The sequence below is a fragment of the Aliarcobacter butzleri genome, from assembly GCF_900187115.1.
Taxonomy (GTDB): Bacteria; Campylobacterota; Campylobacteria; order Campylobacterales; family Arcobacteraceae; genus Aliarcobacter; species Aliarcobacter butzleri.
Genome location: NZ_LT906455.1, coordinates 80771 through 106109, shown reverse-complemented (window position 1 = coordinate 106109; position 25339 = coordinate 80771). Strand labels below are relative to the sequence as shown.

Sequence of the window (25339 nt, the reverse complement as noted above, 5' to 3'; positions counted from 1 at the left end):
TTTATTCTTTTATTTCCCAATCTTTTTGATTGTGTGTTATTCCTGTAAATGCTGGTTCAATATTTTTTATTTTTTTATTAACAGCTGTTATTCCATCTGGAATATACAAAAACAAATATGGTAAATCATCACTTATTTGTTTGAAAATCTCTTTATAGATTTTTGATAATTCATCGTTATTTATTGTATTTAAACCTTTTTCTATTAGCTCATCAACTTTTTCGTTTTTATATCCAGGAAGATTAAATCCACCTAATTTATCACTTGAACTATGCCAAAGAGGATAAGCATCCGGTGTTAAAGGCATAGACCAACCAAGAATTATAGACTCAAAATTTCTAGGATGTACAACTGTATTTAAAAATGCTTGCCACTCCATAACTCTAATTCTCATATTTACACCAACTTTTTCAAGTTGATTTTGTAGAATTTGTGCGGCATTTATTCTTATATCATTTCCTGTACTTGTTATAACTTCAAAAGTAAAAGGATTTTTTTCATCATATCCAGCTTCTTTTAAAAGTTCTTTTGCTTTTTGAACATCTTGTTTTATCTCTTCTACATTTTCATCATAAGCAAAAGTACCCGGTAAAAAAGGACCATTACAAACTCGTCCATATCCAAAAAATAAAATATCAATTAACTCTTTTCTATTTATAGCCAAAGATAAAGCTTGTCGAACTTTTTTATCTTTAAATTTTTCATTTTTTAAATTAAATCCTAAATATCCATATGAAAAAGCTGGTTTTTGTATTATTGTATAATCATTTTTAAAACTATCATCTATTTGTCTATCTGCTTGAATTGCATCTAGTGAACCAATATCCAGTTTTTTTTCTTTTAAATATAAAAAAGCAGTATTTGAATCAGGCAAAAACTTATACAAGATTTTATCAATCTTTGGTTTTCCTTCAAAGTAATCTTCATTTGCAATAAGTTCTATATCTTGCCCTACTTTAAACTCTTTTAACTTATATGAACCTGTTCCTATTGGATTTTTATTAAAAGAGCTTGTCATAAGATTTTCTTCATTTTTTAAAATATGATATGGAAGTAATCCTATCATCCAAACTTGTATAGCTTTGAAATATGGTCTTTTATATATTACTTCAACTGTTAAATCATCTATTGCTTTTACACTCTTAATCTCTTGAAAGTTTGATTTTATAGAGTTAAAGACTTTAGGATTTATAACTTGTTCATAAGTAAAAACTACATCTTTTGAAGAAAGTTTTACTTTATCATGCCATAAAACATTCTCTTTTAATTTTATAATTAATTTTGTTGGTGTTTCAAAAGAGTATGACTTTGCTAAGTCAGGAATTATATTTCCTTCTTTATCATATTTAAAGAGTCCATTAAAAAGCCAATCTGATATCTCTGTACTTGCTGTATCATTTGACAATATAGGATTTAACCTACTTGGACTTGAAGTCATACTTAAAGTTAGTGTACTTGCATTTAAAAAAGTTATTAAGATTGTGAATATAGTTAAAAATTTCATACCGTATTGTATTGTTTTTTTATAAAAATGATATAAAAAAAGGAGCAACTTTCGTCGCTCCTTTTTTGAGAATAAGAAATATACTCTTTGAAAATTCCAATTATCTTTTTGAGAATTGAGAAGATTTTCTTGCTTTTTTCTTTCCGAATTTTTTTCTTTCAACAGATCTTGAATCTCTTGTTAATAAACCATAAGGTTTTAAGATAGTTCTGAATTGCTCATCAAAAGCAACTAAAGCTCTTGAAATTCCGTGTCTTGCAGCGTCAGCTTGAGCAGAATATCCACCACCAAGAGTTTTTACAATAATGTTTACAGAAGTTTCTTGTTTAGCAACATTTAATGGTTGCATAACTCTTTTTTTGATAGATTCGTGTCCACCTAACCAAGCATCTAAAGTTTGACCATTAATTGTTAATTGTCCATTTCCAGATTCTAACCATACTTTAGCTATTGATGTTTTTCTTCTTCCAGTTGCATATACTTTTGCCATTACTATTATCCTTTAATTTGTGCAGTATGAGGATGTTCACTTCCTGCATATACTTTTAATTTTTTTAACATTTCTTTACCAAGAGTAGTTTTTGGAAGCATCCCTCTTGTAGCTAATTTGTATAGTTTTTCTGGATTTTTTTCAAACATTTCAGACATTTTGTGAGTTTTTGTACTACCAAAATAACCTGAGTGAGTAAAATAGTTTTTACTTTCTAATTTTTTACCAGAAAATTTTGCTTTTGATGCATTTATAATTACAACAAAATCTCCGCAGTCTACATTTGGTGTAAAACAAGGTTTGTTTTTACCTCTTAAAATAGTAGCTACTTCTGTAATAATTCTTCCGAATACTTTATCAGTTGCATCAACTACTATCCAATCTCTTTTGATTTCGTTAGCATGTGCCATTTGAGTAAATTTCATTTATTTTCTCCGCTTTTTTAATGAGTTGAAATATTAGTGAAGTAATACTTAAAAAACACTTAAATTAAGTGTAAATTAATATTTTATATAAAAATTAGAGCCTTTATCTATTTCCGACTCTATTTCGAGTTTAAAACTATGAAGATTTAAGATAGATTGAACGATAAATAATCCTAATCCCAAAGAATTATTCCATCCATTATTTGATATTCTATAAAATTTTTGATTGATATTTTCTAACTCTTTTTTTTCTATTCCAATACCTTTATCAATAATACAAATATACTCTTTTGAAAGCTCGACAACAACCTCTTTTTGTGAGTATTTTAATGAATTCTCTATTAAATTTGCAATTGCCATAGAAATCAAAGTTTCATCAACCTTTATTGAAACATCTTCCCCTTTTATTACAATCTCTCTATTTTTATATTTATCTTTTAAATCACTCACACAATTTTCTACTATTTTTTTCATAGAACAAGGAACTAAAAGCAGTTCTTGTTTGCCCTCTTCCAATTTTAATGTCAATCTTAATTTATCAATGATATGTGACATTTTATTTGCATTTGAATATATCTTATTTAAAAACTTACTCTTCATAGCTTCTGGCATATCTTTATCATTTAAAATAGTTTCACTATATCCAGAAATTATGGCAATTGGATTTTTAAACTCATGTGAGATTGCGGATATTATCTCATCTTTTTGTCTATTTGCTAGTTTTAGTTTTGCATTTTGTTTTGACTTTTGTTTATCTTTTTTTGATAATTTGATGGCAACTTTATTTAATAATTTTGTGATTTTATAAAACTCATAAGTATAAGTTGAACGCAAAGGAATTAAACTTTTTTTATTTGTGAGTTGAGTAAGAAAGTACAAAATAGTATCAGTCTCTTTTTTGATTTTAAGGCTTATAAAATATGTTGCTAAAAATGCAATTATTAGAAAAAATGTAATATACATAAAAATTTCAATAGTTAATTTCATAAAATTATCAGCAATTTTATTTGTATAATCTGCCATTCTAATAAAATAAATAGCATTATCTATTTCAAATTTTTTTGCAATATATAAAAGTTCTTTTTTTACAGTTTCAGAGTTTCTTTTATCTTTTCCAAAACCTACATTTTTAGCTTGAATTATTTCTGGTCTATTAGCATGATTTTTTATAAAAGCTAGATTTTCATCACTTTCAGCGATTACTTCACCTTGTTCGTCTATTATAGTAATTCGTAAGTTTAATTCACTATGTAAATCTCTTACAATATTTTTTATATGAGATAAACTATTTTGCTCTTTTAAGACAATAGACAAAGTGTCAATATTTTGACTAAGAGTTTTTTCTATTTGATTTATATATAGATTTTTTGCCCAAAAATAAGTAACTAAAGTCAAAGTTACTAAAATTGCGACAAAAATAGTAAAGTAAGTTCGTAAAAATAGTTGATGAATTTTTAACAAAAAATATAACCTTCGCCTCTAACAGAATGAATGTAGTTTTTTGTTCCATCAGGATCAATTTTGGCTTTTAATCTTTTGATTGCAACATTTACAGTTTTCTCTTTTTTATCAAAAGAGTCTTGCCAAACGATATTTAACAGATGTTCTCTTGTCATCAAAATATCTTTATTTTTAATAAATTCTAAAAGTAAATCATGTTCAAGGTGAGTTAAATCTATCTCTTTATCTTCAATATAAAATTTTTTATTAGAAGCATTATAAACTATATCTTTTACTTTTAAAATATCAAGCTCTTTTGAAGTTCTTTTTATTACGGCTTTTACTCTAGCACATAACTCTTTTACATTAAAAGGTTTTGTGATGTAATCATCAGCATAAGACTCAAAACCTTCTAAAATATCTTCATCTTTATCTTTTGCAGTTAGGTAAATAACAGGATTTACATAACCCTCTTTTTTTATTTCGTTTATAAAAGTGGTACCTTCAATATTTGGTAGATTTCTATCCATTAATATCAAATCTATTTGTTCTTCATCTAAAACTTTTTTTACATTCTTATCAATAGACAAAAATCCAATAGTTTCATAACCCTCTTTTTGTAATGTATACTCAAGAAGTTCTAAAATATCTTCTTCATCTTCAATAATTAAAATAAGTTTGTTATTCGTCATTTTCTATAACTTTATTTGTTTTTTCATTCTCATCTTTTGGTCCAGGAGAGTATTTAATAGCAAGAATTCTAAATATAAAAAATATAAAGATTACAAAAAGCAAAAATGTTATATCAACATAATCTCTATTTTTGTTTGCAGATAAAATAATAACTTCTCGAATTAAAAATATTATAAAAATATCAAGAACATATCTAAGTCTTAAAGTTTCTCTTTTTATAAAATCGGAGATCATCTTTACAACTTCCATAATAACAATAAATTCTAACATTAGAATAATTGCTCTATAAAAATCGTGTCCAGCAACAATTATCGATAAAAAGATAATTGTTGCAACTAAAACTTCAAAGTTTGAACTAAAGTAGTTTGAGATTTTGTTTATAGCTTTTTTCATAAAAAAATTATATCATAAAGAATTTATGATTGAACTATATCTCCACCTACTTGAGCAAACTGCAATAATTTTGCAATAGAAACAGCACGATCAGCTATTTTTTCTAATCTTCTTAAACTACTTAAAATATCAAAATATTCTTTTGACAAATCAAGTTTTTTTGTAATTAGTTTTAAAATATTTTTTTCTATCATCAAATATAAATCATCAGTTTTACTCTCTTCAACAACAACTCTATGATATTTTTCTTCGATTTGTTTTTCATCATGTTCATCAATAATAGAAGTTGCTGTTTGTAAAGACAATAGTGCTGATTTTAAAAGAGGAATTGCATATTCTAAAATAATGGCAGTATCCAAATCTTGTGAATAAGATTTTTTAAACATTTTTGCAAAATCTTTTGCATTTGAACCTGTTCTTACAAGTTCATTTGTAATCTTTAAAAAAGATACCAATCTTCTTAAATCTTTTGCTTCTGGTGAATATAAAGCTAAAGTTCCAACTATGATGTTATCAATTTCATTTGATTTTAATAAAATCTTTTTTTCACTAATTTCAACATTGCTTAAATCTTCAATTCTTCTATCATTTAAAGCTTTTAGACAAATTTCTAATGCTTCAATAACTGATACTCCAATTTGTTGAATCTCTTCTTTAATATTTTGTAATTTTGTTTCATATGGTTTTAACATTATCCAAATCTCCCTGTGATGTAATCTTCTGTTTTTTTATTGTGTGGATTAACAAAAATAGTTTCTGTTATATCATACTCTATTAGTTTTCCTAAATGGAAAAATGCTGTATAGTCTGCAACCCGTGCTGCTTGTTGCATATTGTGAGTTACAGTAATAATCGTATAATCTTGTTTTAAATCAAGCATAAGTGCTTCTATTTTCTCAGTACTTATTGGGTCAAGTGCAGATGTTGGTTCATCCATTAATATAACTTCTGGACGAACAGCAATTGTTCTAGCAATACAAAGTCTTTGTTGTTGACCTCCTGAAAGTGAAGTTCCTGGTTGTGTTAATTTATCTTTTACTTCATTCCAAAGTCCAGATTTAATAAGTGAACTTTCAACTAACTCATCGCACTCTTTACCTTTTTTTACAATTCCATGTTTTAGTGGAGCATAAGCTACATTGTCATAAATTGATTTTGGAAAAGGATTTGGTTGTTGAAAAACCATTCCTATTTTTTTTCTAACACTCACCTCATCAACATCTTTGTCATAAATATTTTTATTATCTATTATTATTTGACCATCTATTTTAACTATTGGAATTAAATCATTCATTCTATTTATACATCTTAAAAATGTTGATTTCCCACAACCTGATGGTCCAATTAATGCTGTGATTTTATTTTCAAATAAACTAACATTGATATCATGTAAAGCTTGATTTGAGCCATAAAATAGATTTAAGTTTTTTGTATCTATTTTAATTTTATTATCTGTATTCATTTTTATTTTTTCCTTTTACCATTTTACTTCTAATTTTTTTCTAAGATAAATTGCTATTGCATTTAATGAAATTAAGATTGTTAATAAAACCAAAATTCCTGCTGCTGTTTTTTCTATATACATACCTTCTGGCATTCCTGCCCAAGTAAATAGTTGTGCTGGCATAACTGTTGCAGCTTGAGTAACCATCGTTGGAGCATCAGGAATAAAGGCAATCATTCCAATAATAATTAAAGGAGCTGTTTCTCCCATTGCTTGGGCTAAACCAATAATTGAACCTGTTAAAATCCCAGGAAATGCTAAAGGTAAAACGTGATCTCGCGTAACTTGGATTTTATTTAATCCCAAACCATATCCTGCTTGTCTTATACTATCAGGAACTGCTCTAAGTGCTGCTCTTGAACTAACTATTATAATTGGTAAAGTCATAAGTGCTAGAGTTAATCCTCCAACTAAAGGTGAACTTCTTGGCATTCCAAAAAGGTTTATAAATATTGCAAGCCCTAAAAGTCCAAATAAAATAGATGGAATAGCTGCAAGATTATTAATATTTATTTCTATAAATCTTGTAAATTTATTATCACCTGCAAACTCTTCAAGATAAATAGCTGTCATAACTCCAATTGGAAATGCTACAAGCATTGTTATAATCAAAGTTAAAATCGAACCAATAACTGCTGAAAAGATTCCTGCATATTCAGGTATTTTTGAATCACCATTTTTGAAAAATATTGCATTAAATTTTTTTTCAATTAATCCTTGAGAATATAGTTCATCTACTATAAGAATCTCTTTTTCTTTTAGATTGTTATTGTGATTTTTTATATATTGGTCAACTTGATCATCAGCTAAAACCCAAAGGTTTTGTGTTGTATTCATATAATCTGGATTTTGTTTTAATAAAGTTGGAATATCTCTAAGCCAAGCTCTTGATACAATATCTTTATATTTTTTATCAACAGCAAATCTTGTATCTTCTAAAGATTTTTCACTAAATGTTACATCTATTTTTACATATGCAACATTAAAAGCTGGTACTCCTTTAGTAATCATATCAAAAAGGAAAAAAGCCAAAAATGCAATTGAAAATATTAAAGAAGTAAGTGTAAATTTCTTAAATCTAGCTGCGCTTGTATGTCTACTTTTTAATGTTGGGTCATAAAATGGATTATTTTGTTTGTTTTTTTTCTTTTTCATCATAATGTATTCACTTTATATTTTTCTTTAAATTTTCTTATCATTGACAATGAAATCATATTTAAAATCAAAGTTACAATAAACAACATCAATCCTAAAGCAAAAGCAGAAAGAGTTTCAGGAGAATTAAATTCAAAATCTCCAACCAAAGAATTTACTATTGTAACTGTAACTGTTGTCATATCTTCAAGTGGATTCCAAGAAAGATTTGGTCTTAAACCTGCTGCCATAACAACAATCATCGTTTCACCAAGAGCACGTGAAAGAGCTAAAAGTGAAGCTGAAATAATTCCTGGCATTGCTGAAGGTAAAACAATATTTTTAATAGTTTCACCATGTGTCATACCAAGTCCAAAAGCTGCTTTTCTTTGAGAATCTGGAACTGCTTTTATAACATCATCAGAAAGTGAAGAAACTAAAGGAATAATCATAATTCCCATAACAATTCCTGAAGCTAATGCACTGTTAAATGTAGCTTCCAAACCAAAAATTGCTGCAACTTTTACAACAAATGGTGCAACTGTAACAGCAGCAAAAAATCCATAAACGACAGTTGGAATACCTGCAAGAACTTCTAAAAGAGGTTTTAGATAATCTCTTAATTTTGGACTTGCATATTCACTCATATAAATTGCACTTCCAAGACCAATAGGAATTGCCACAAGTAAAGCTATAATTGTTATTACAAATGTACCTGCAAAAATCGGTAATGCACCAAATTGACTTCCTACAACTCCTGGACTCCAAACTGTTCCAGTTAAAAAGTACCAGAAACTTCTTAATTTAAAAAACTCTATTGCTTCAAATAAAATTGAAAACAAAATTCCAAAAGTAGTTAATATTGAGATTGCAGCTGCGAATATAAGTGCAATTTTTATTAATTTTTCGTTGAGTTCTCTTTGTTTTTTTCGTGATTCAAAACTATTCAACCCTTTTGCCTTTATGCTAATTTTCATAAAATTCTAAAGCAAGTTGATTACAAAATAGTTACAAAATACTATAGATTGGTTTTTTTGAATTTTTTGAAGCTTTTTTTACTATATTTAAAGTGTTATCAAAATTTGAAATATCAGATTTTGAATTTATCTCTATAATCGCAGCTGAAACAGATAATAATTCAAATCTTCTTTTTTCATTGAATCTATCTTTTGAGATAATAAAACCATTTTTTTTATCTTCTTTTGAATATATATTTTTTGCACTATTTCTAAATTCATCTTGTACATTTGATGTCAATTCAAATACATCTTCTTTGTCTTTATTTTTTAGTCCAACAAAAAAATCATCTCCACCAATATGTGCGATAAAAGAGTCTTTTGAATATCTTTTTTGCAAAAGTTCTGAGAATATTAAAATAGCTCTATCTCCTTGTCTAAATCCATAAATATCATTGAAAGGTTTAAAATCATTAAAATCAAAATAAATTATGTGTGTTATATCTTTTTGATTTTTCTTAAAACTTTTATCTATAAATTTTTCTATTTGATTATTCCCAGGAAGTTTTGTAAGAGGATTTTGATTTGTAGCAATTTCAATATTTCTTTTATAAGAAAGTGTTAATAAAGAGTTTAGATTTATAAATCCTATATATTTATCTGAAGATGTTATAAATATTCCCAAAGAATTATTTGAATTTAGATTATAAATTTCTAGTATTTTATCAATTCCCCAAGAGATTTCAACACTTAAAGCTGGTTTTATATACTTTAATAATGTTGAGGAAAATGTTCTATTTTGAGCTAAAGATAAACCATATTGAGAGTAAGATATTTTTTTTATATCACTTTCATAAATTATTCCTAAAAAATTTCCAAATTCATCAGTTATAGGAACAAAATGACTTTTAGTATTTTCTTTAAAATGTAAAAATAAATCATATAAAGAGGTATTTACATTTAAAGGTAAAATATTTTCTATAAATTTTTCATCAATAAAATTTTTCTGACTTGCTCTTTTATCTTCAGATATCAAAGAGTAGATATTTTTATAAATTTTTTCTATTTTATCAATATTTGTTGTTGGTTTTTGAACTAAATATCCTTGTATAAAATCTGCTCCAATATCCTTACAAGTATAAAACTCTTTTGCTGTTTCTATACCTTCAGCAATTACTTGCATTCCCATAATATGAGCCATTTCAATTATCGAAGAACAAAAAAGTTTTTTCTTAGAATCTTGGTCAATATTTGTAATAAAAAATCTATCAAGTTTTATAATATGTGCTTCACTAAAATACAAAAGTTTAAGTCCTGAAACACCTATTCCAAAATCATCAATAGCTATTTTGTAACCACTTTCTTTGTATCTTTGTAACATTGTTGATAAAGCATTTTGCTCTATTGCTGTACCTTTTTCACTTAATTCAAAACAAATACTATCTTTGTTCAAGTTATACTTTTTTAGTATTTTTGCAGTATTTCCTTGAGAATAGTTTTTGTTATAAATTATTCTATTGTCTAAATTATAAAAAAGTTTCAAATTGCTTTGTTTTATTTTTCCAAATTTGCTTATTGCTTTTTCTCTTAACTGTAAATCCAATTCATATAAATAATCATCATTAAATGCTAAATCAAATAAGTCATCAATACTCATCAATCCTGGTATTTCATTAACATTTCTAAGTAGTGCTTCTACAGCATAAATTTTGCCACTGTGAGAGTAAATTATAGGCTGAAAAGCATAATCTAATTTTTCTATTATTTCAGTCCAATTTGGCATGAGTTTCCTAAATGAAATTTTTAAAAAGAGTAAATAAAAAGAAGTTATAACTTCTTTTTATTTTTTGTTTTAGTGTTTTAATTCTTCTATTGTTAATTTTTCACTATTTAGAACTTTATTTCTTGCTTTACTTCTTACATCACTTGTTAAAGGAATAAGTCCAAGTTCACTTAAAATTCCATCATCACCTATCATTTTTTCAGACATAAAAAGATTTGTATACTCTTTTAAAGCTGGAACATCTTTAGAGTGTTGATTTTTGATATAAAAATACATAGATCTAGCAACTGGATATTTTCCACTTGCAATAGTTTCAACTGTTGGTGAAATATTATCAACTGTAATTCCTAAAACTTTATCTTTATTTTCTGCTAAGAATGAATATCCAAAAATACCAATTGCAGCTTCATTTTTTGTAAGTTTTTGCACGATTAAATTATCATTTTCACCAGATTCTACATAAACTCCATCAGTTCTTATAACTGAATATGCTTTATATTTTTTGTTAGCATTTTCATCTTTTTTAAATAAATCAGTATATACTGCCATTTTTTCAAATACGTGTTGTAATACTAACTCTTCAAAAGAATCTCTTGTACCAGATGATTTTGGTGGTCCATAAACAATAATTTCTCTATTAGGTAAAGATGCATCAATATCTGACCATTTTTTATATGGATTTTTAATTAATGTTTTACCATCTTTTGATGGAACTTCTTCAGCAACTGCTAAAGCTAATTGCTCTTTTGTTACATTAAAACTTTTTACTTTTGTTGATTGTGCAATAGCAATACCATCAAATCCAATTAATGCTTCAGTTATATCTGTAACACCATTTTCTTTACAAGTTTCAAACTCTTTATCTTTCATTTTTCTCGAAGCATTTGCAATATCTGGAGTATTTAAATCAACTCCTGCACAAAATAGTTTCATTCCACCACCAGTTCCAGTTGATTCTACAACAGGAGTTGGAAATTTTGTTGTTGCACCAAATTCTTCAGCCACTGAAGATGAGAAAGGATAAACAGTTGATGAACCAACTATTTTAATTTGATCTCTTGCACTTAATGTAGTTGTTAATAATGCACTTGCTATTAAAGCCATAGATGTTTTTTTGAAAGTCATTTTTATCTCCAATAAATTTTTATACATTGGAAGTTTAATAACTGTTGATTACATTTTGGTTACTGTAAAAAGTAGTTAATTTGTTTGTTTAATAAATTTTTCTTGAAATTCTTGATAAGTTCTTACGAAAAGTTCTTCGTTATCTTGGGGTTTATAAATAACTGCTTTTACCCAAACATCATTTTCTTGTATTTTGCAGAAATCTAAAGAGATATAAGTTTTTTTATTTTTGTAGTGAATATAAGTTGTATTTAGTTCTATCATATAAAAAAAAGCTAATAGATTTATAATCCATTAGCTTCGATAAGTTTAGATTGATGATCAGCAATAAGAGGATCAATTACTTCACCAAATAAACCATCATTCATGATGTAATCAAGTCTATATAAAGTCAAGTTTATTCTATGGTCACTAATTCTATTTTGTGGATAATTATATGTTCTAATTCTTCCACTTCTATCACCAGTACCTACTTGTTCTTTTCTTGTAGCCCCTTCTGCTTCCATTTTCTTTTCCATCTCAATTTCATAAAGTTTTGCTTTTAAAACTTTTAAAGCTCTATCTTTATTTTTATGTTGAGATTTTTGGTCTTGGTTAGTAACTACAATACCAGATGGAATATGAGTGATTCTAACAGCCGAGTCTGTAGTATTTACAGATTGTCCACCATTTCCACTGGCTCTCATAACATCAATTTTTAAATCATTCTCATTTATTTCGATTTCAACATCATCAACTTCTGGCATAACTGCAACAGTAATTGCTGAAGTGTGAACTCTTCCTTGAGATTCAGTAGCAGGAACCCTTTGAACTCTGTGTGTACCACCTTCAAATTTTAATTTTGAATATACATGGTCACCTTTTACAAGAATAACTATTTCCTTATAACCACCAGATTCGCTATCGCTTGAACTCATTATTTCAACTTTCCAACCATTGTTTTCTGCATATCTTAAATAAGCTCTAAATAAATCACCCACAAATATAGCAGCTTCATCACCACCAGTTCCAGCTCTTAATTCCAAATAGATATTTCTATCATCATTTGGATCTTTTGGAATCATTAGAACTTTTATCTCTTCTTCTAATTCTGGTTTTCTTGTTTCTAACTCTTTTAATTCTTCTTTTGCTAAATCACCAAGTTCAGGATCATCTAACATAAGCTTATTTTCTTCGATATCTTCAAGTACTTTTATATACTCTTTTGCTTTAGAAACAATAGGTTGAATGCTTGATTGTTCTTTTGATAAATCAGTCATTCTTTTTATATCACTAGTTATTTCAGAAGACATCAATAATTGATTGATTTCTTCGAATCTATTGATAAATGGTTGAAGTTTGTCTTTTAACATTAATTATATAGCGTTTACTTTTAATTGTAATCTACTTACTTTTCTAGAAGCAGTACCTTTTTTCAAAATACCTTTTGAAACGCAGTGGTGGAAATATTGATTTGCAGCTTTCATAGCTTCAACAGCTTTTTCTTTATCAGCAAGTTCTACTGCAGATAATACACTTTTTGTAACATTTTTGATTCTTGTTTTGTAGAATCTATTTCTTTCAGTCTTAACAACCGTTTGTCTAGCTCTTTTTTCGCAAGATTTATGATTTGCCATTTTATTTAACCTCTTTGTAAAAATTTAAAGGATAGAATATTACCCAATATAACTTAAATTGAGTTTAATTTTAGGAAGATTTAATGAAACTATTCGGAACTGATGGTGTTAGAGGAAAAGCAGGTGATTTTTTAGATGCTATTACTGTTTTAAAATTAGCAAAAGCTGCAGGTATTTATTTTAGAAAGCATTCTACAACAAATAAAATACTTGTAGGAAAAGATACTAGAAGAAGTGGCTATATGATTGAAAATGCCCTTGTTAGCGGATTAACTGCTGTTGGATATGATGTTATACAAATAGGACCAATGCCCACTCCAGCAATTGCATATTTGACTGAAAGTATGAGATGTGATGCTGGAATTATGATAAGTGCTTCACACAATCCTTTTGAAGACAATGGTATAAAATTTTTCGATAATCATGGAAATAAATTAAATACAACTTGTGAAGAAGAAATCGAAAACATATTTAATGATATGGATTTAATGCAAAGCGAACAAGTTACTGGTAGAGATATTGGTTCTTCAAAAAGAATAGATGATGTTATTGGAAGATACATAGTTGCAATAAAGAGCTCTTTTCCGAAAAATCTAACATTAAAAGGTTTAAGAATAATTCTTGATTGTGCAAATGGTGCTGCTTACAAAGTAGGTCCAACAATTTTAGAAGAACTTGGCGCAGATGTTATAACAATCAACAATAAACCAAATGGTTTCAATATAAATGAAAATTGTGGAGCAATGCATCCTGAAACTGTTTCTAATTTAGTAAAAGAGTATCGAGCTGATATTGGACTTGCACTTGATGGTGATGCTGATAGATTGGTTGTGATTGATGAAAAAGGTGAAATTGTCGATGGAGATAACCTTCTTGGAGCGCTGAGTGTTTATTTAAAAAATGAAAATCTTTTAAAAGGTGATGCTTGTGTAGCGACAGTTATGTCAAATAAAGCATTAGAAGATTATTTACAAAAAAATAAAATTTCTTTATTTAGATCAAATGTTGGTGATAAATACGTTTTAGAAGTTATGAAAGAAAAAGGTATAAATTTTGGAGGAGAACAAAGTGGACATATAATCTTCTCTGATATTGCAAAAACTGGAGATGGATTGGCTTCTGCTTTACAAGTTTTAGCACTAATTATAAAATCAGGTAAAAAAGCAAGTGAGATTTTAAATCCATTTAGTTTATATCCTCAAATTTTACATAATATGAAAGTTACGGAAAAAATTCCTTTAGAACAAATCACTGGACTAGAAGAAGTTTTAAAACCAATTAGACAAAAAGGTTTAAGAGATTTGATCAGATACTCTGGAACAGAGAATAAAATCAGACTTTTACTTGAAGGTAAAAATAAAAAAGATGTAGAAGATGCAATGCAAACACTAATTGCATTTTTCAAAAAAGCCCTATGAGAAGAGAGCTAAAACTAGCAACAACAATCTTTGTTGTTGTTTTTATAATAGACCAAATCGTTAAGTTTGGATTTGCAAATTTAGCTTGGGATGTTGATGGACCATATATGTCTTTAAAACTTGCATATAACTATGGTGTAGCTTTCTCTATGTTTTCATTTTTAGATCAAAATCTAAAATATATCCAATTAGTTATCGTGATACTAGCAACTTTATATTTACTGAAAAACAGAGATGTCTTCAAAGAATATTACCTTCCAATTGCACTTTTATATGCAGGTGGTTTATCAAATATTTTAGATAGATTTACTTATGGTGCAGTTGTTGATTACTTCTATTGGCACTATGGTTTTGAATTTGCAATTTTTAATTTTGCAGATGTAATAATAGATTTAGCAGTAGTGATAATCATCTATAAACAGCTAAGACAATCAAAAAAAGATAAAGAGATAAAATCTTAGTTTTGAATAGCTTTAAATAAATTTCGATATAATCCAAGACAAAGTCTAAAAATATATTAGGAAAAAATATGGGTCAAACAATAACGGAAAAAATTTTTAGTGAACATGCAGGGAAAAAAGTTTATGCGGGAGAAATCGTAAGAAGTCCAATCGATATGGTAATTGGAAATGATATTACAACTCCAATTTCAATTAGAGCATTTGAAGAGGGTGGTTTTGAAAAACTAGCAAATCCAGATGGTTTTGCAATAGTTTTAGATCACTTTATCCCAGCAAAAGATATAGCTAGTGCAAATCAAGCAAAAATTTCTAGAGATTTTGCTTTAAAACATAATTTAAAAAACTTTTTTGATGAAAAAGATATGGGAATTGAACACGCACTTTTACCTGAAAAAGGTTTAGTAATTCCTGGTGATGTAATTATTGGTGCAGATTCTCACACATGTACACATGGTGCTTTAGGAGCATTTAGTACAGGTATGGGTTCAACAGATATTTCATTTGGAATGATTACTGGTGGTAACTGGTTTAAAGTTCCAGAATCAATCAAAGTTATATTCAAAGGTAAACCAGCACCATTTGTAACTGGAAAAGATTTAATCTTAGAAATTATTAGAATTTTAGGTGTTGATGGAGCTTTATATAAAGCTTTAGAATTTACAGGTGATACAATCCAATATTTATCAATGGATGATAGATTCTCTTTATGTAATATGGCTATTGAAGCAGGTGCAAAAAATGGTATCGTTGCTTACGATGAAATTACAAAAGAGTTTTTAGATAAAGTAGGTGAGGCAAATGGTGGATTAAGAGCTGAACCAAAAATTCATTATTCTGATGAAGATGCAAATTATTGTCAAGTAATTGAAATAGATGTTGCTAAATTAGAACCAGTTATTGCATATCCATATTTACCATCAAATGGTCACTCAGTTTCTCAAGCAGTTTCTGATAATATTAAAGTTGACCAAGTATTTATAGGTTCATGTACAAATGGAAGATTAAGTGATTTTAAAATTGCTGCTGAAATTTTGGCAGGACAAAAAGTTGCTCGTCATGTAAGACTTATCTTAACGCCAGGAACTCAAAAAATATTAAGAGAAGCAACAAAACTAGGTTATATTGATACTTTAGTTGATGCAGGTGCAGTTGTTTCAAATCCTACATGTGGAGCATGTTTAGGTGGATATATGGGAATTTTAGGAGATAACGAAGTATGTATCTCTACAACAAATAGAAACTTTGTTGGAAGAATGGGAAGCAGAAGTTCAAAAATCTATTTAGCAAATAGTGCTGTTGCTGCAGCATCTGCAATTTCTGGATATATTACAGACCCAAGAAGCTTATAATGAATATTATTCCATTTAAAATACCTTGTGTTATTTTAAGTGGAGGTAAAAGCTCACGAATGGGAGAAGATAAATCACTTCTTCCATTTGGCTCTTCAAACTCTTTAATAGAGTATCAATACAAAAGATTAAAACCTTATTTTAAAAATCTTTATATATCTTCAAAAATAGATAAATTTGACTTCTTAAATCCCAGCGATTTAATATTAGATGAAAATCAAGAAATTTATTCTCCAATTCTTGCTCTTTATTCTATTTTTAAAAAACTTCCAAATCAAAATATTTTTATAATAACAGTTGATAGTCCATTTGTTTCAATAGATTCAATTAAAACCCTAATTGATAATTCAAATACTAGCGATATAACTATTGCACAAACTGAAAAAACTCATAATTTATGTGGTGTTTTCTCTTCTAATTTAATTTTTAAAATAGAACAAATGATCAATGAAGATATCCATAAAATATTCTACTTAATACGAAATAGCTCTTCAAATATAATAACTTTTTATGATGATAAAGAGTTTATAAATATTAATAAAAAAGAGGAATATGAAGAATCTTTGAGTTTTATAAAAAAATATTATGATTCTTATAACTAAATACTAGCAATTTATAAGTTTATTATTATATCTTTTTTGTTATCTTTAGTTATAAATTTTATAAGACTAAGGAAATAAGAATGAAAAAGAATGAGCTTGATAAAGCTTTAGAAATATTTGATGCTGAGATAAAAAAAACTGGATTATCAAGAAGAGAAGCTTTTAAAGTTGCAGGTTTAGGTGGAGCTGCCTTTTTATTAGGAGGAAGTGAATCTGAAGCAGCAACTATTGCAAAAGCAAGTGAGGCAAAAGCAAAAATTGTTATAGTTGGTGGTGGATTAGCTGGAATTTCTACTGCTGCTAGATTAGTAAACTCTTTAGCTGAACCTGATATCACAATAATAGAACCAAATCCTAAATCAGTTTCATATCAACCAGCGACTACATTATTAGCTTCAGGAGTTTATTCTTCAAAAGATGAACTTTTATATGATACAAAAGATTATTTACCAAAAGGTGTAACACTAATCAAAGATAAAGCAGTTGATTTTAATCCTGAAGCAAATAAAATCACTTTAGAATCTGGTGAAGTTTTATCTTATGATTTTTTAATTGTAGCAGCTGGAATTGTTTTAAATTATGGTGCAATTAAAGGACTAGAAGAAGTAGGGGATGCTTACAGTGTAGGTGATGCATCAAAAATATTAAAAGTATTTGGTGATAGTGGTGTAACTTCAGTTTATAATATAGATTCTGCTGAACAAATGTGGGTTCAAATGCAAAAATTTATTCAAAAAGCAAAAGATGGGCAAAAAGTAAAAGGTGTTTTCACAGACCCAAATACAGCTATAAAATGTGGTGGTGCACCTAAAAAAGTTATGTATCTAACAAACGCAAGATTAAATGAAGCAAAAGCAAGAGCTAACGCTGAACTAAATTTTTATGCTGATAGTGGAAAATTATTTGGTGTTAAAGAGTATGCAGATGCTATTGAAAAACAATTTATTGCAAGAGATATGAAATGGAATTTCAATCATAATTTAATTGCTGTTGATATAAATAAAAAAATAGCAACATTTGATAAATATTGGCAAGAAAAAGGTGCTTTTGATAAAGATTTAGAAGAGTATGAAATGATTACTAAACATCAAAATATTGATGTACCTTTTGATTTCTTACATATAACTCCACCTCAAAAAGCTCCAGATGAAATAGGAAACTCAGAAATAGGTTCAAGTAAAGGATGGGTTCCAGTAAATAAAGAAACTCTACAACACGTAAAATATAATAATATCTTTGCAATTGGAGATATCGCAGCTGTACCTATGGGGAAAACTGGAGGAAGTGTAAGAAAACAATATAAAGTATTAGTTGATAACCTTATTTCAGTTATGGAAGGTAAAGAACCAACAGCTAAATATACAGGATATACAGTTTGTCCATTAATTACTGATATAGGTAAAGTTATGCTTGCTGAATTTGACTGGACAGCAAAACCAACTCCATCATTCCCACTTGATCCAACGCAAGAAAGATATATTTGGTGGTTACTAAAAGTTTATTTACTAAAACCTATGACAATGCACGGTATGTTAAGTGGTAGAGCATAGGAAAACTTTTTGAAAAAAGAGTTAATTATCTTTATAGTGATTTTAATTGTGTTAACAATAACAATGCACTATAAAGAGTTTATAAACTACCCTTTAACTCACATAAAAAACTTTCCAAATTCATCAGCTTATGGATTTGGAATTTTTCATCCTTTAGTTTTTGCAAGCATTATTTATATTGTTTTATCAATTCCAAGATTGGTTATCAAACTATTTAAAAGGAAAAATCATGAGAAAAGTAATTAAAAACATTGTTCTAGCTTCTTTTTTAGCAATAAGTGGTGTTTGGGCACAAGATGAATTAAATTTAAAAGAGCCTACAAAAGCTGTTTATGATTTAATCAAAAAGTATAATTTAGAGCAAGTAGATTATGAGTATGTAAAAAAATCTATTGGCTTAGGAAATAGAAGTTCTGCCTCTTCTATTTTAATAGATGCAAGACCTACTTTAAAATATCAAAAAGGAACAATTCCTTCAAGTTACAATATTCCTGATACAAATTTTGATGAATACTATAAAGCAATTAGCGATATTCCTAAAGACAAAGAGCTAATTGTTTTTTGTGGAGGTTATTCTTGTGAAAAAAGTCCTATTGTTGCTCAAAAGTTAAAAGAAAAAGGGCATAAAAATATAAAGATTTATAGTGCAGGAGAACCTGAATGGTCAACAAAAAACTATTTAGAAGTAGATACTATTGTTACAAAAGCATATCAAGAAAATAATAGTGCTTTACTTGTAGATCCAAGACCTTTTGCTAAATATTTACAAGAAACAATTATTGGAGCTATTTCTGTTCCTGACACAGATTTTGAGAAATTGTTAGGAAGATTTCCTATAAACAAAGATGAAAAAATCCTTATTTTTTGTAGTGGATTCAATTGTGAAAAATCAAATATAGTTGCAAATAAATTATATGCTTTAGGTTATAAAAATGTTGTAGTTTATGCAGGAGGACTTCCAGCATGGAAAGAAGCTGGATTAAAAACAACTTCTTTTGCAAAAGCTTCAAAAGATGAAAATGCACAAACATCTATAAAAAAAGATGAATTCAGTAAAAATGGACTAAAACTAGGAAAAGATCAAGGTAGTGTAGATGGAGAATGGCTAAAAGCATTAATTCTTGAAAATAAAGTTCCTGAGTATATTCAAATAGTTAATATTTTAAATGAGCAAGAGTTCAAGAATGGTCATATAAAAGGTTCAATAAATATTGAAGCAGGTAAATTAAGTGCAAAAGAGTTATATGAAAAGCTACCTAAAAATAAAACTATTGTATTTCATTGTACAGCTGGTTCAAGATCACTAGAAGCTTGGATGAAATTGAATTCTAATAAGTATGATATGAGCGAGATTTATTACTTTGATGCAAATATCACTTGCAAAGGTAATAATTGTAAAATTGATGTAAATGAGCCTTTAGAATAAAGTTTCTACTATTTATAAATAAAAAAAGGGAAGGCTAAAAAACCTTCCCTTTTTTATTATTTTGCAAATTTATTATTTAAGTGCTGCTTTAGCAGTTGCTACTAAAGATGCAAATGCAGCAGAATCATTCATAGCCATATCAGCTAAGATTTTTCTATCTAACTCTAAACCAGATAATTTTAATCCATTCATGAATCTTGAATAGTTAATATCATTTAATCTACAAGCTGCATTGATTCTTATGATCCATAATTTTCTAATGTCTCTTTTTTTCTGTCTTCTATCTCTGAAAGCATAAACAAGACTTCTTTCTAATTGTTCTTTAGCTTTTCTAAAGTGTTTTCTTCTACCACTAAAAAATCCTCTAGCAGCTTTTAATACTTTTTTGTGTCTTCTTCTTCTTACAACACCAGTTTTTACTCTTGGCATATTTTTCCTTTCTTAACCGTTATTTTTAATAAGGTGTCAGCTTTAGCTGAACTTATCCATTCTAAAATGGAGGGACAAAAATTACTTAATTTAAGTAATTACGCTTTACACAAAGTTGAAAGAATACCAGCAACATTTGTACTATGTACAGTTTTTGGTCCTCTTAAGTTTCTTTTTCTTTTTTGACTCATTTTAGTTAAAATGTGGCTTCTAAAAGCAGAACCTCTTTTGATAGTTCCGTTTTTCTTTACTTTAAATCTTTTAACAGCACCTTTAACGCTTTTCATTTTTGGCATAAAGAAATCCTTTCATATAAATTTGCATTTTTCATAGTGAAAAAGTTTTGGATTATACTGAAATTAGAATTAGTTTATTATTAAATAAATTTTAAATAGGGGAGAAGAAGAGAACATATCTCTTCTTATACTTTGAGTTTAATCTTTTTTAGGAAGAACTAAAAGATTAACATATCTTCCTTCAAGTTTTGGTTCTTTGTCCATAACAGCTATATCTTCAACCATTGGCCAAATTTTATTTAAAACGTCAATTCCTGATTGAGGATTTGCCATTTCTCTACCTTTTAGAAAAACTCTAAATCTTACATGATTTCCTTCTTCTAAAAATTCTCTAGCATGTTTTACTTTATAGTTAACATCATTTTCAGCAATTTTTACTGAAAGTTTTATCTCTTTTATAACGATAACTTTCTGATTTTTTTTAGCTTCTTTTTTCTTTTTTTCTTGTTGGTATCTAAATTTACCATAATCCATGATTTTTGCAACAGGTGGTTTCCCATCAGGCGCAATAAGAACTAAATCTAAACCCATCTCATCAGCAAGAGCTAAAGCTTGAGCTGTTGGAATAATTCCATGGTTTGTTCCATCATCACTTGTACACCTAACTTCTTTTGCTGTAATCATTTCATTCATGATTACATCATCTTTTCTTTTGTCTTTACTCAAATTCTACTCCCGTTTTTGATTTCATTTAGCATTGAGATAAACTCATTTTTACTCATATTTGATTGTTCTCTTGTTCTTCTATTTCTTAGTGCAACTGTTTTATTTTCTACTTCTTCATCTCCAATAACAACTATCATTGGAACTCTTTGTTTTTCTGCCATTCTAATTCTTTTATTTAAACTTTCATTCATATTATAAATTTCTGAGTCTAAATCATTTTCTAAAAGAGCTTTTTGTAACTCTTTTGCATATTCAACATGAGAATCTGCAATAGGTACTAAAATAACTTGTGTTGGAGCAATTATAAATGGAAACTCACCAGCACAGTGTTCAGTTAAAATACCAATAAATCTTTCAAAAGAACCAAGTATTGCTCTATGAATCATAACTGGTTGTTCTTTTTCACCTTTTTCATTTATATATTCTACATTAAATCTTGAAGGTAAGTTCATATCAACTTGAACTGTTCCACATTGCCATTTTCTTCCAATAGCATCAAGAATTTTAATATCAATTTTTGGACCATAGAAAGCTCCGCCACCTTCATCAATTCCATAAGAGATATTATTTTCATCTAAAGCATCCATAATACCTTTTGTTGTTTTTTCCCAAAAAATATCATCACCAATTGCTTTTTCTGGTTTTGTAGAAACTTCTATTTCATATTTGAAATCAAAAACTTTTAATAAAGTATCAACAAATTCTAATACTTCAAAGATTACTTGTTTGATTTGATCTTGTGTACAAAATATGTGTGAATCATCTTGAGTGAATTCTCTAACTCTAAATAATCCATGCATTGCACCACTCATTTCATGTCTATGAACAACACCATATTCAAAAAGTTTTTTTGGTAGTTCTTTATATGAAACTAGATTGTTTTTAAATATTTGAATATGTCCAACACAGTTCATTGGTTTAATACCATATTCTTGGTCATCAATAGTAGTGAAATACATATTCTCTTTATAGTTTGCATAATGCCCTGATATTTTCCACATTTCTGCTTTTAAAATTTCAGGTCCTCGAACAGGTTCATACCCTCTAATTCTATGAGCTTTATATAAAAGGTGTTCTAATTTACTTCTAAGTCTAGCACCTTTTGGTAACCACATAGGAAGTCCTGCTCCTACATCATCATTAAAAGTAAATAATTCTAATTCTGTTCCTAATTTTCTATGGTCTCTTTTTTTAGCCTCTTCAAGCATTCTTGTATAATCAAATAAAGCTTGTTTATCAAAAAATGCAATTCCATAGATTCTTGTAATCATCTCATTTTTTTCATCACCACCAAGGTAAGCACCTGCTACTCTTGTTAATTTGAAGCTTCTAATCATTCTTGTATTTGGTAAATGAGGACCTCTACACAAATCTTCAAAATCACCTTGTCGATAAATAGTTAGAACATCATCTTTGATATTTTTTAAAACAGCTTGTTTTAACTCATCATTTTTGAATTTTTCATAAAACTCTTCTTTTGTCGTTTCATGCCTTGTTATAGGAAGTTTTCTATCTGCTATTTCTTTCATTTTCTTTTCAATAGTTGGTAATTCATCATCTGAAATCTTACTATTTACTTTAAAATCGTAATAGAATCCTTCTTTTACAACAGGTCCAACAAAAAATTTTGCTTCAGGGTAAAGTTCTTTGATAGCTTGTGCCATAAGGTGAGCACACGAGTGTCTTAAAATATCTAAAGACTCTTTTGAATCATCAGATTTAATCTCATCTCCTTGGATATTCAAAGCTTCCGCAGTTTGAAGGTCATATATTTGACCATCTTTTAATATTCCAATAGGTTCCAATAATTTCCTTTTTCTATTCAATAATTTATAAATTTACAATTATTCTATCTCAAAGTGACTTAATTTATTTAAATATAAATTTAATTTAGTAAATTTTAGTTACAATTTAGCATGATTTTGAATATATCTAAAATAAAAACTGAAAGCCTACTACTATTTTGTAAAGATTTGATTTTATCTTATAAGGATAAAATTAATTTAAATGAATCAGAACTAGATAAAGATATTGTTGAAGAATTTAATAATATTGGAAATGATATGTTAAAACAGATTTTGAATGTAACTTTTCCTCAAAACTATTATATTCAAAATGCAAAACACTATCGAATAAAAGCTGTTTTAAATGGATATAACTTCATAAATAATGAAATTTCAAAAAATTTAAAAGAAAATGAAACTTTTAATCCTTCAATGCTTTATTTTTCTTTACTTGCTTTGTGGTTTAAAGAATTAAATAAAGAATCTACTTCAAAAGAGTATATATATTTTATTTTATATCCATATTTTCAAGTTTATGATAAATTTCTTGTAAATATGAAAGACCCTGAATTTAAAAAATTAAATATAAAAATGATTGAATTAGCTGAAAAAGTTATTTATAATTTCGATAAATATAATCTTAGATAGTAAAAAAAGGTGAAAATCACCTTTTTTTAGAATTTATATCTCATATAAGCTCTAATATCTTGAGCTTCTTTTACTGCACTTCCATTAGCATCAGAAATTGCAATAGGCTCTCCATCAGCTCCAAAGAATGAGTTAGAACCTGTATAATCATAATCTATATATACATAACTAACACCAAAACTTAAAGCTTCAGTTAATTTTTGAGTTCTATAAACTTCAAAAGCTTGTCCACGTGCAGCTATTTTACTTCCAGCATATGTATCTTCACCATAAGTCATAGATCTCCAGTATTTACTTCCTTTATTCCATTCAAATCCAATTCTTGCACTATCTGGTAATATTGGACAAGCAGTATTTACTCCTAACCAAACAGAATAACCAGTTTGAGAATCAGTTGTACCTAACATTCCTTTAGAATTTGGATTTGTTTTACTCATAGCAAATGATGCAAATGCAGTTGTATTATCTAAAGTTTCAGAAATTCCATCTCCAATACCTTCAGCTTTAAATAAAACTGTTGCTAAATCTATATCTCCAACATCTTCAAATGAAGGTTTTGCCATTTGTAATTCATAAGCTGTTTGTGCATCTGGATTATTTGTATAAGTACCATAGGCATTATTAAATTTACCCATAGCATCTGCACTATAACCAATCAAATTCCAAGCATGTGAGTATTGCATATGAACAGAATATTGTCCATCATCATAAGGAACAACTATTAACCCTAACATATCAACATCATCATTTTTTTCATCATCTTTTGAATATGCTGGTTTAAACATATCAAATCTTGGAGTTGCATTTGTCAAGCCTCTTCCTCCACAGATTTTTAACCAAGAACCAGTAAATCCAGTAACACCTTCTGTATCAAGTTTAAATGAGAATCCATCAAATTCAACATCAATAGTATGAGAAAGTGGAGAATTTGGTTTTTGGTCGTTTCTAATATTTATAGGTAAACCATCAGTTGAAGGACGACGACCTACAGAAACTGACCAAGGGATATCAGAACTAAATAGTCTTTCATTTTGATATAACCAATAAGCTTCTTTTACTTTTATCGAATTATCCGTTGCATTTTCATTTGTAACCCAATCAAAGTTTGCATAACCTGGATTTGTATTTGATTGAGAATGATCTGCTGTATCTCCAAAGGCTTTGTTATAAGATAATTTTCCAAAAAATGATGAATTATCATCAGCTTTATATTTTGCACCTAACCAAAGTCTATTTGTTAAAAGTGCATCATTTTTTGATTTTGAACCATCAGCATGTTTATACTGAATATTATCAACTTGTGTTCTAAAATCAACATCCCATTTTATATTATCTTGTGCACTTTGAATTTTTGCAGTTGTAGCAGTTTTTGACACTGTCTCAAGCTTTTTCTCAATATTTTCAATTCTTTTTTCATCAACAGCAACTTTTTGTTGAGTTGGTGCCACATTTGTAACAGCTTTTTCAGCCTCTTTATCTTTTGCCTCTTGTTGTGCTACTTTTTTTTCTAAAGCTTCAATTTGTGCTTTTAAAGCTTGTATTTGATTATACATCTCTTTATTCATATCAGATGCAAAAGAAGTTGTTGCAAGTGCAGTAACAACAGACATCGCGATTAAATTTTTTTTCATATTAACTCTTTCCTAA

Annotated in this window: 28 protein-coding genes; 8 read left to right on the top strand and 20 right to left on the bottom strand. The window is 28.0% G+C overall.

Features of this window, described 5'->3' with window-relative positions; translation table 11 throughout:
• Position 1: 1 nt before the first annotated feature.
• From CKV87_RS00480 to rpsT, 15 genes are all read right to left on the bottom strand, one after another.
• Complete coding sequence (locus CKV87_RS00480) at positions 2–1504, bottom strand: peptide-binding protein (RefSeq protein WP_041645036.1); 1503 nt, start codon at positions 1502–1504, stop codon at positions 2–4.
• Positions 1505–1604: 100 nt separating this feature from the next.
• The gene (gene rpsI / locus CKV87_RS00475; RefSeq protein WP_004510141.1) at positions 1605–1994 is read right to left on the bottom strand and encodes a 30S ribosomal protein S9; all 390 of its coding nucleotides are present in this window, start codon (positions 1992–1994) and stop codon (positions 1605–1607) included.
• A gap of 5 nt (positions 1995–1999) precedes the next feature.
• Positions 2000–2419, bottom strand: a complete 420-nt coding sequence (gene rplM / locus CKV87_RS00470) for a 50S ribosomal protein L13 (protein WP_004510140.1) — start codon at positions 2417–2419, stop codon at positions 2000–2002.
• Between the two features lie 75 nt (positions 2420–2494).
• Positions 2495–3880 (bottom strand): sensor histidine kinase, encoded by a 1386-nt coding sequence (locus CKV87_RS00465; RefSeq protein ID WP_012011996.1) that lies wholly within the window; start codon positions 3878–3880, stop codon positions 2495–2497.
• Complete coding sequence (locus tag CKV87_RS00460) at positions 3874–4551, bottom strand: response regulator transcription factor (RefSeq protein WP_012011995.1); 678 nt, start codon at positions 4549–4551, stop codon at positions 3874–3876. The genes CKV87_RS00465 and CKV87_RS00460 overlap by 7 nt, the downstream gene beginning before the upstream one ends.
• A complete protein-coding gene (locus CKV87_RS00455; protein WP_012011994.1) occupies positions 4541–4945 on the bottom strand; it encodes a phosphate-starvation-inducible PsiE family protein in 405 nt (134 codons plus the stop codon). The genes CKV87_RS00460 and CKV87_RS00455 overlap by 11 nt, the downstream gene beginning before the upstream one ends.
• Positions 4946–4968: 23 nt before the next feature.
• Positions 4969–5637, bottom strand: coding sequence for a phosphate signaling complex PhoU family protein (locus CKV87_RS00450; RefSeq protein ID WP_012011993.1), 669 nt, complete (start codon positions 5635–5637; stop codon positions 4969–4971).
• Positions 5637–6407: a phosphate ABC transporter ATP-binding protein PstB gene (pstB, locus tag CKV87_RS00445; RefSeq protein WP_012011992.1), complete on the bottom strand. Its 771-nt coding sequence runs from the start codon at positions 6405–6407 to the stop codon at positions 5637–5639. Before pstB ends, CKV87_RS00450 begins: the two co-directional genes overlap by 1 nt.
• A gap of 15 nt (positions 6408–6422) precedes the next feature.
• Positions 6423–7607 carry a phosphate ABC transporter permease PstA gene (gene pstA / locus CKV87_RS00440; protein ID WP_012011991.1) on the bottom strand — a complete coding sequence of 395 codons (1185 nt, stop codon included), beginning with the start codon at positions 7605–7607 and terminating at the stop codon, positions 6423–6425.
• On the bottom strand, positions 7604–8560 hold the full coding sequence (pstC, locus tag CKV87_RS00435; protein WP_012011990.1) for a phosphate ABC transporter permease subunit PstC: 957 nt from the start codon (positions 8558–8560) through the stop codon (positions 7604–7606). The genes pstA and pstC overlap by 4 nt, the downstream gene beginning before the upstream one ends.
• 31 nt (positions 8561–8591) lie before the next feature.
• Entirely contained in the window at positions 8592–10322 is a 1731-nt protein-coding gene (locus CKV87_RS00430) for a GGDEF domain-containing protein (RefSeq protein WP_012011989.1), read from the bottom strand.
• A gap of 69 nt (positions 10323–10391) precedes the next feature.
• On the bottom strand, positions 10392–11447 hold the full coding sequence (locus CKV87_RS00425) for a substrate-binding domain-containing protein (protein ID WP_012011988.1): 1056 nt from the start codon (positions 11445–11447) through the stop codon (positions 10392–10394).
• A gap of 75 nt (positions 11448–11522) precedes the next feature.
• Entirely contained in the window at positions 11523–11711 is a 189-nt protein-coding gene (locus CKV87_RS00420) for a DUF1653 domain-containing protein (protein WP_012011987.1), read from the bottom strand.
• Between the two features lie 20 nt (positions 11712–11731).
• Entirely contained in the window at positions 11732–12799 is a 1068-nt protein-coding gene (gene prfA / locus CKV87_RS00415; RefSeq protein WP_004510128.1) for a peptide chain release factor 1, read from the bottom strand.
• 3 nt (positions 12800–12802) lie between these two features.
• A complete protein-coding gene (rpsT, locus tag CKV87_RS00410; RefSeq protein WP_004510127.1) occupies positions 12803–13063 on the bottom strand; it encodes a 30S ribosomal protein S20 in 261 nt (86 codons plus the stop codon).
• Positions 13064–13146: 83 nt separating this feature from the next.
• On the opposite strand from rpsT, the gene glmM reads away from it, so the two are divergent.
• From glmM to CKV87_RS00375, 7 genes are all read left to right on the top strand, one after another.
• A complete protein-coding gene (glmM, locus tag CKV87_RS00405; RefSeq protein WP_012011986.1) occupies positions 13147–14481 on the top strand; it encodes a phosphoglucosamine mutase in 1335 nt (444 codons plus the stop codon).
• Entirely contained in the window at positions 14478–14942 is a 465-nt protein-coding gene (lspA, locus tag CKV87_RS00400) for a signal peptidase II (protein WP_012011985.1), read from the top strand. Before glmM ends, lspA begins: the two co-directional genes overlap by 4 nt.
• 68 nt (positions 14943–15010) lie before the next feature.
• Entirely contained in the window at positions 15011–16291 is a 1281-nt protein-coding gene (gene leuC / locus CKV87_RS00395; protein ID WP_012011984.1) for a 3-isopropylmalate dehydratase large subunit, read from the top strand.
• Positions 16291–16893 carry a molybdenum cofactor guanylyltransferase MobA gene (mobA, locus tag CKV87_RS00390; RefSeq protein WP_012011983.1) on the top strand — a complete coding sequence of 201 codons (603 nt, stop codon included), beginning with the start codon at positions 16291–16293 and terminating at the stop codon, positions 16891–16893. The genes leuC and mobA overlap by 1 nt, the downstream gene beginning before the upstream one ends.
• Positions 16894–16973: 80 nt before the next feature.
• A complete protein-coding gene (locus tag CKV87_RS00385) occupies positions 16974–18443 on the top strand; it encodes an NAD(P)/FAD-dependent oxidoreductase (RefSeq protein ID WP_012011982.1) in 1470 nt (489 codons plus the stop codon).
• Positions 18444–18452: 9 nt separating this feature from the next.
• Positions 18453–18689, top strand: coding sequence for a hypothetical protein (locus tag CKV87_RS00380; protein ID WP_012011981.1), 237 nt, complete (start codon positions 18453–18455; stop codon positions 18687–18689).
• Positions 18673–19869: a rhodanese-like domain-containing protein gene (locus CKV87_RS00375; protein WP_012011980.1), complete on the top strand. Its 1197-nt coding sequence runs from the start codon at positions 18673–18675 to the stop codon at positions 19867–19869. Before CKV87_RS00380 ends, CKV87_RS00375 begins: the two co-directional genes overlap by 17 nt.
• Positions 19870–19941: 72 nt before the next feature.
• Here the strand turns inward: CKV87_RS00375 and rplT are convergent, their stop codons facing one another.
• The 4 genes from rplT to thrS all read right to left on the bottom strand — a co-directional run bounded on the left by rplT (position 19942) and on the right by thrS (position 23065).
• Positions 19942–20298, bottom strand: a complete 357-nt coding sequence (gene rplT, locus CKV87_RS00370; RefSeq protein WP_004510117.1) for a 50S ribosomal protein L20 — start codon at positions 20296–20298, stop codon at positions 19942–19944.
• 98 nt (positions 20299–20396) lie between these two features.
• Positions 20397–20594, bottom strand: coding sequence for a 50S ribosomal protein L35 (rpmI, locus tag CKV87_RS00365; RefSeq protein WP_004510116.1), 198 nt, complete (start codon positions 20592–20594; stop codon positions 20397–20399).
• A gap of 138 nt (positions 20595–20732) precedes the next feature.
• Positions 20733–21260: a translation initiation factor IF-3 gene (gene infC, locus CKV87_RS00360; RefSeq protein WP_004510115.1), complete on the bottom strand. Its 528-nt coding sequence runs from the start codon at positions 21258–21260 to the stop codon at positions 20733–20735.
• Positions 21257–23065 carry a threonine--tRNA ligase gene (gene thrS / locus CKV87_RS00355; protein ID WP_012011979.1) on the bottom strand — a complete coding sequence of 603 codons (1809 nt, stop codon included), beginning with the start codon at positions 23063–23065 and terminating at the stop codon, positions 21257–21259. The genes infC and thrS overlap by 4 nt, the downstream gene beginning before the upstream one ends.
• Before the next feature lie 111 nt (positions 23066–23176).
• Between thrS and CKV87_RS00350 the strand changes: the two genes are divergently transcribed.
• Positions 23177–23692, top strand: coding sequence for a hypothetical protein (locus CKV87_RS00350; RefSeq protein ID WP_004510113.1), 516 nt, complete (start codon positions 23177–23179; stop codon positions 23690–23692).
• 26 nt (positions 23693–23718) lie between these two features.
• On the opposite strand, the gene CKV87_RS00345 is transcribed toward CKV87_RS00350, so the two are convergent.
• Entirely contained in the window at positions 23719–25323 is a 1605-nt protein-coding gene (locus tag CKV87_RS00345) for a DUF3373 family protein (RefSeq protein ID WP_012011978.1), read from the bottom strand.
• Positions 25324–25339 lie beyond the last annotated feature (16 nt).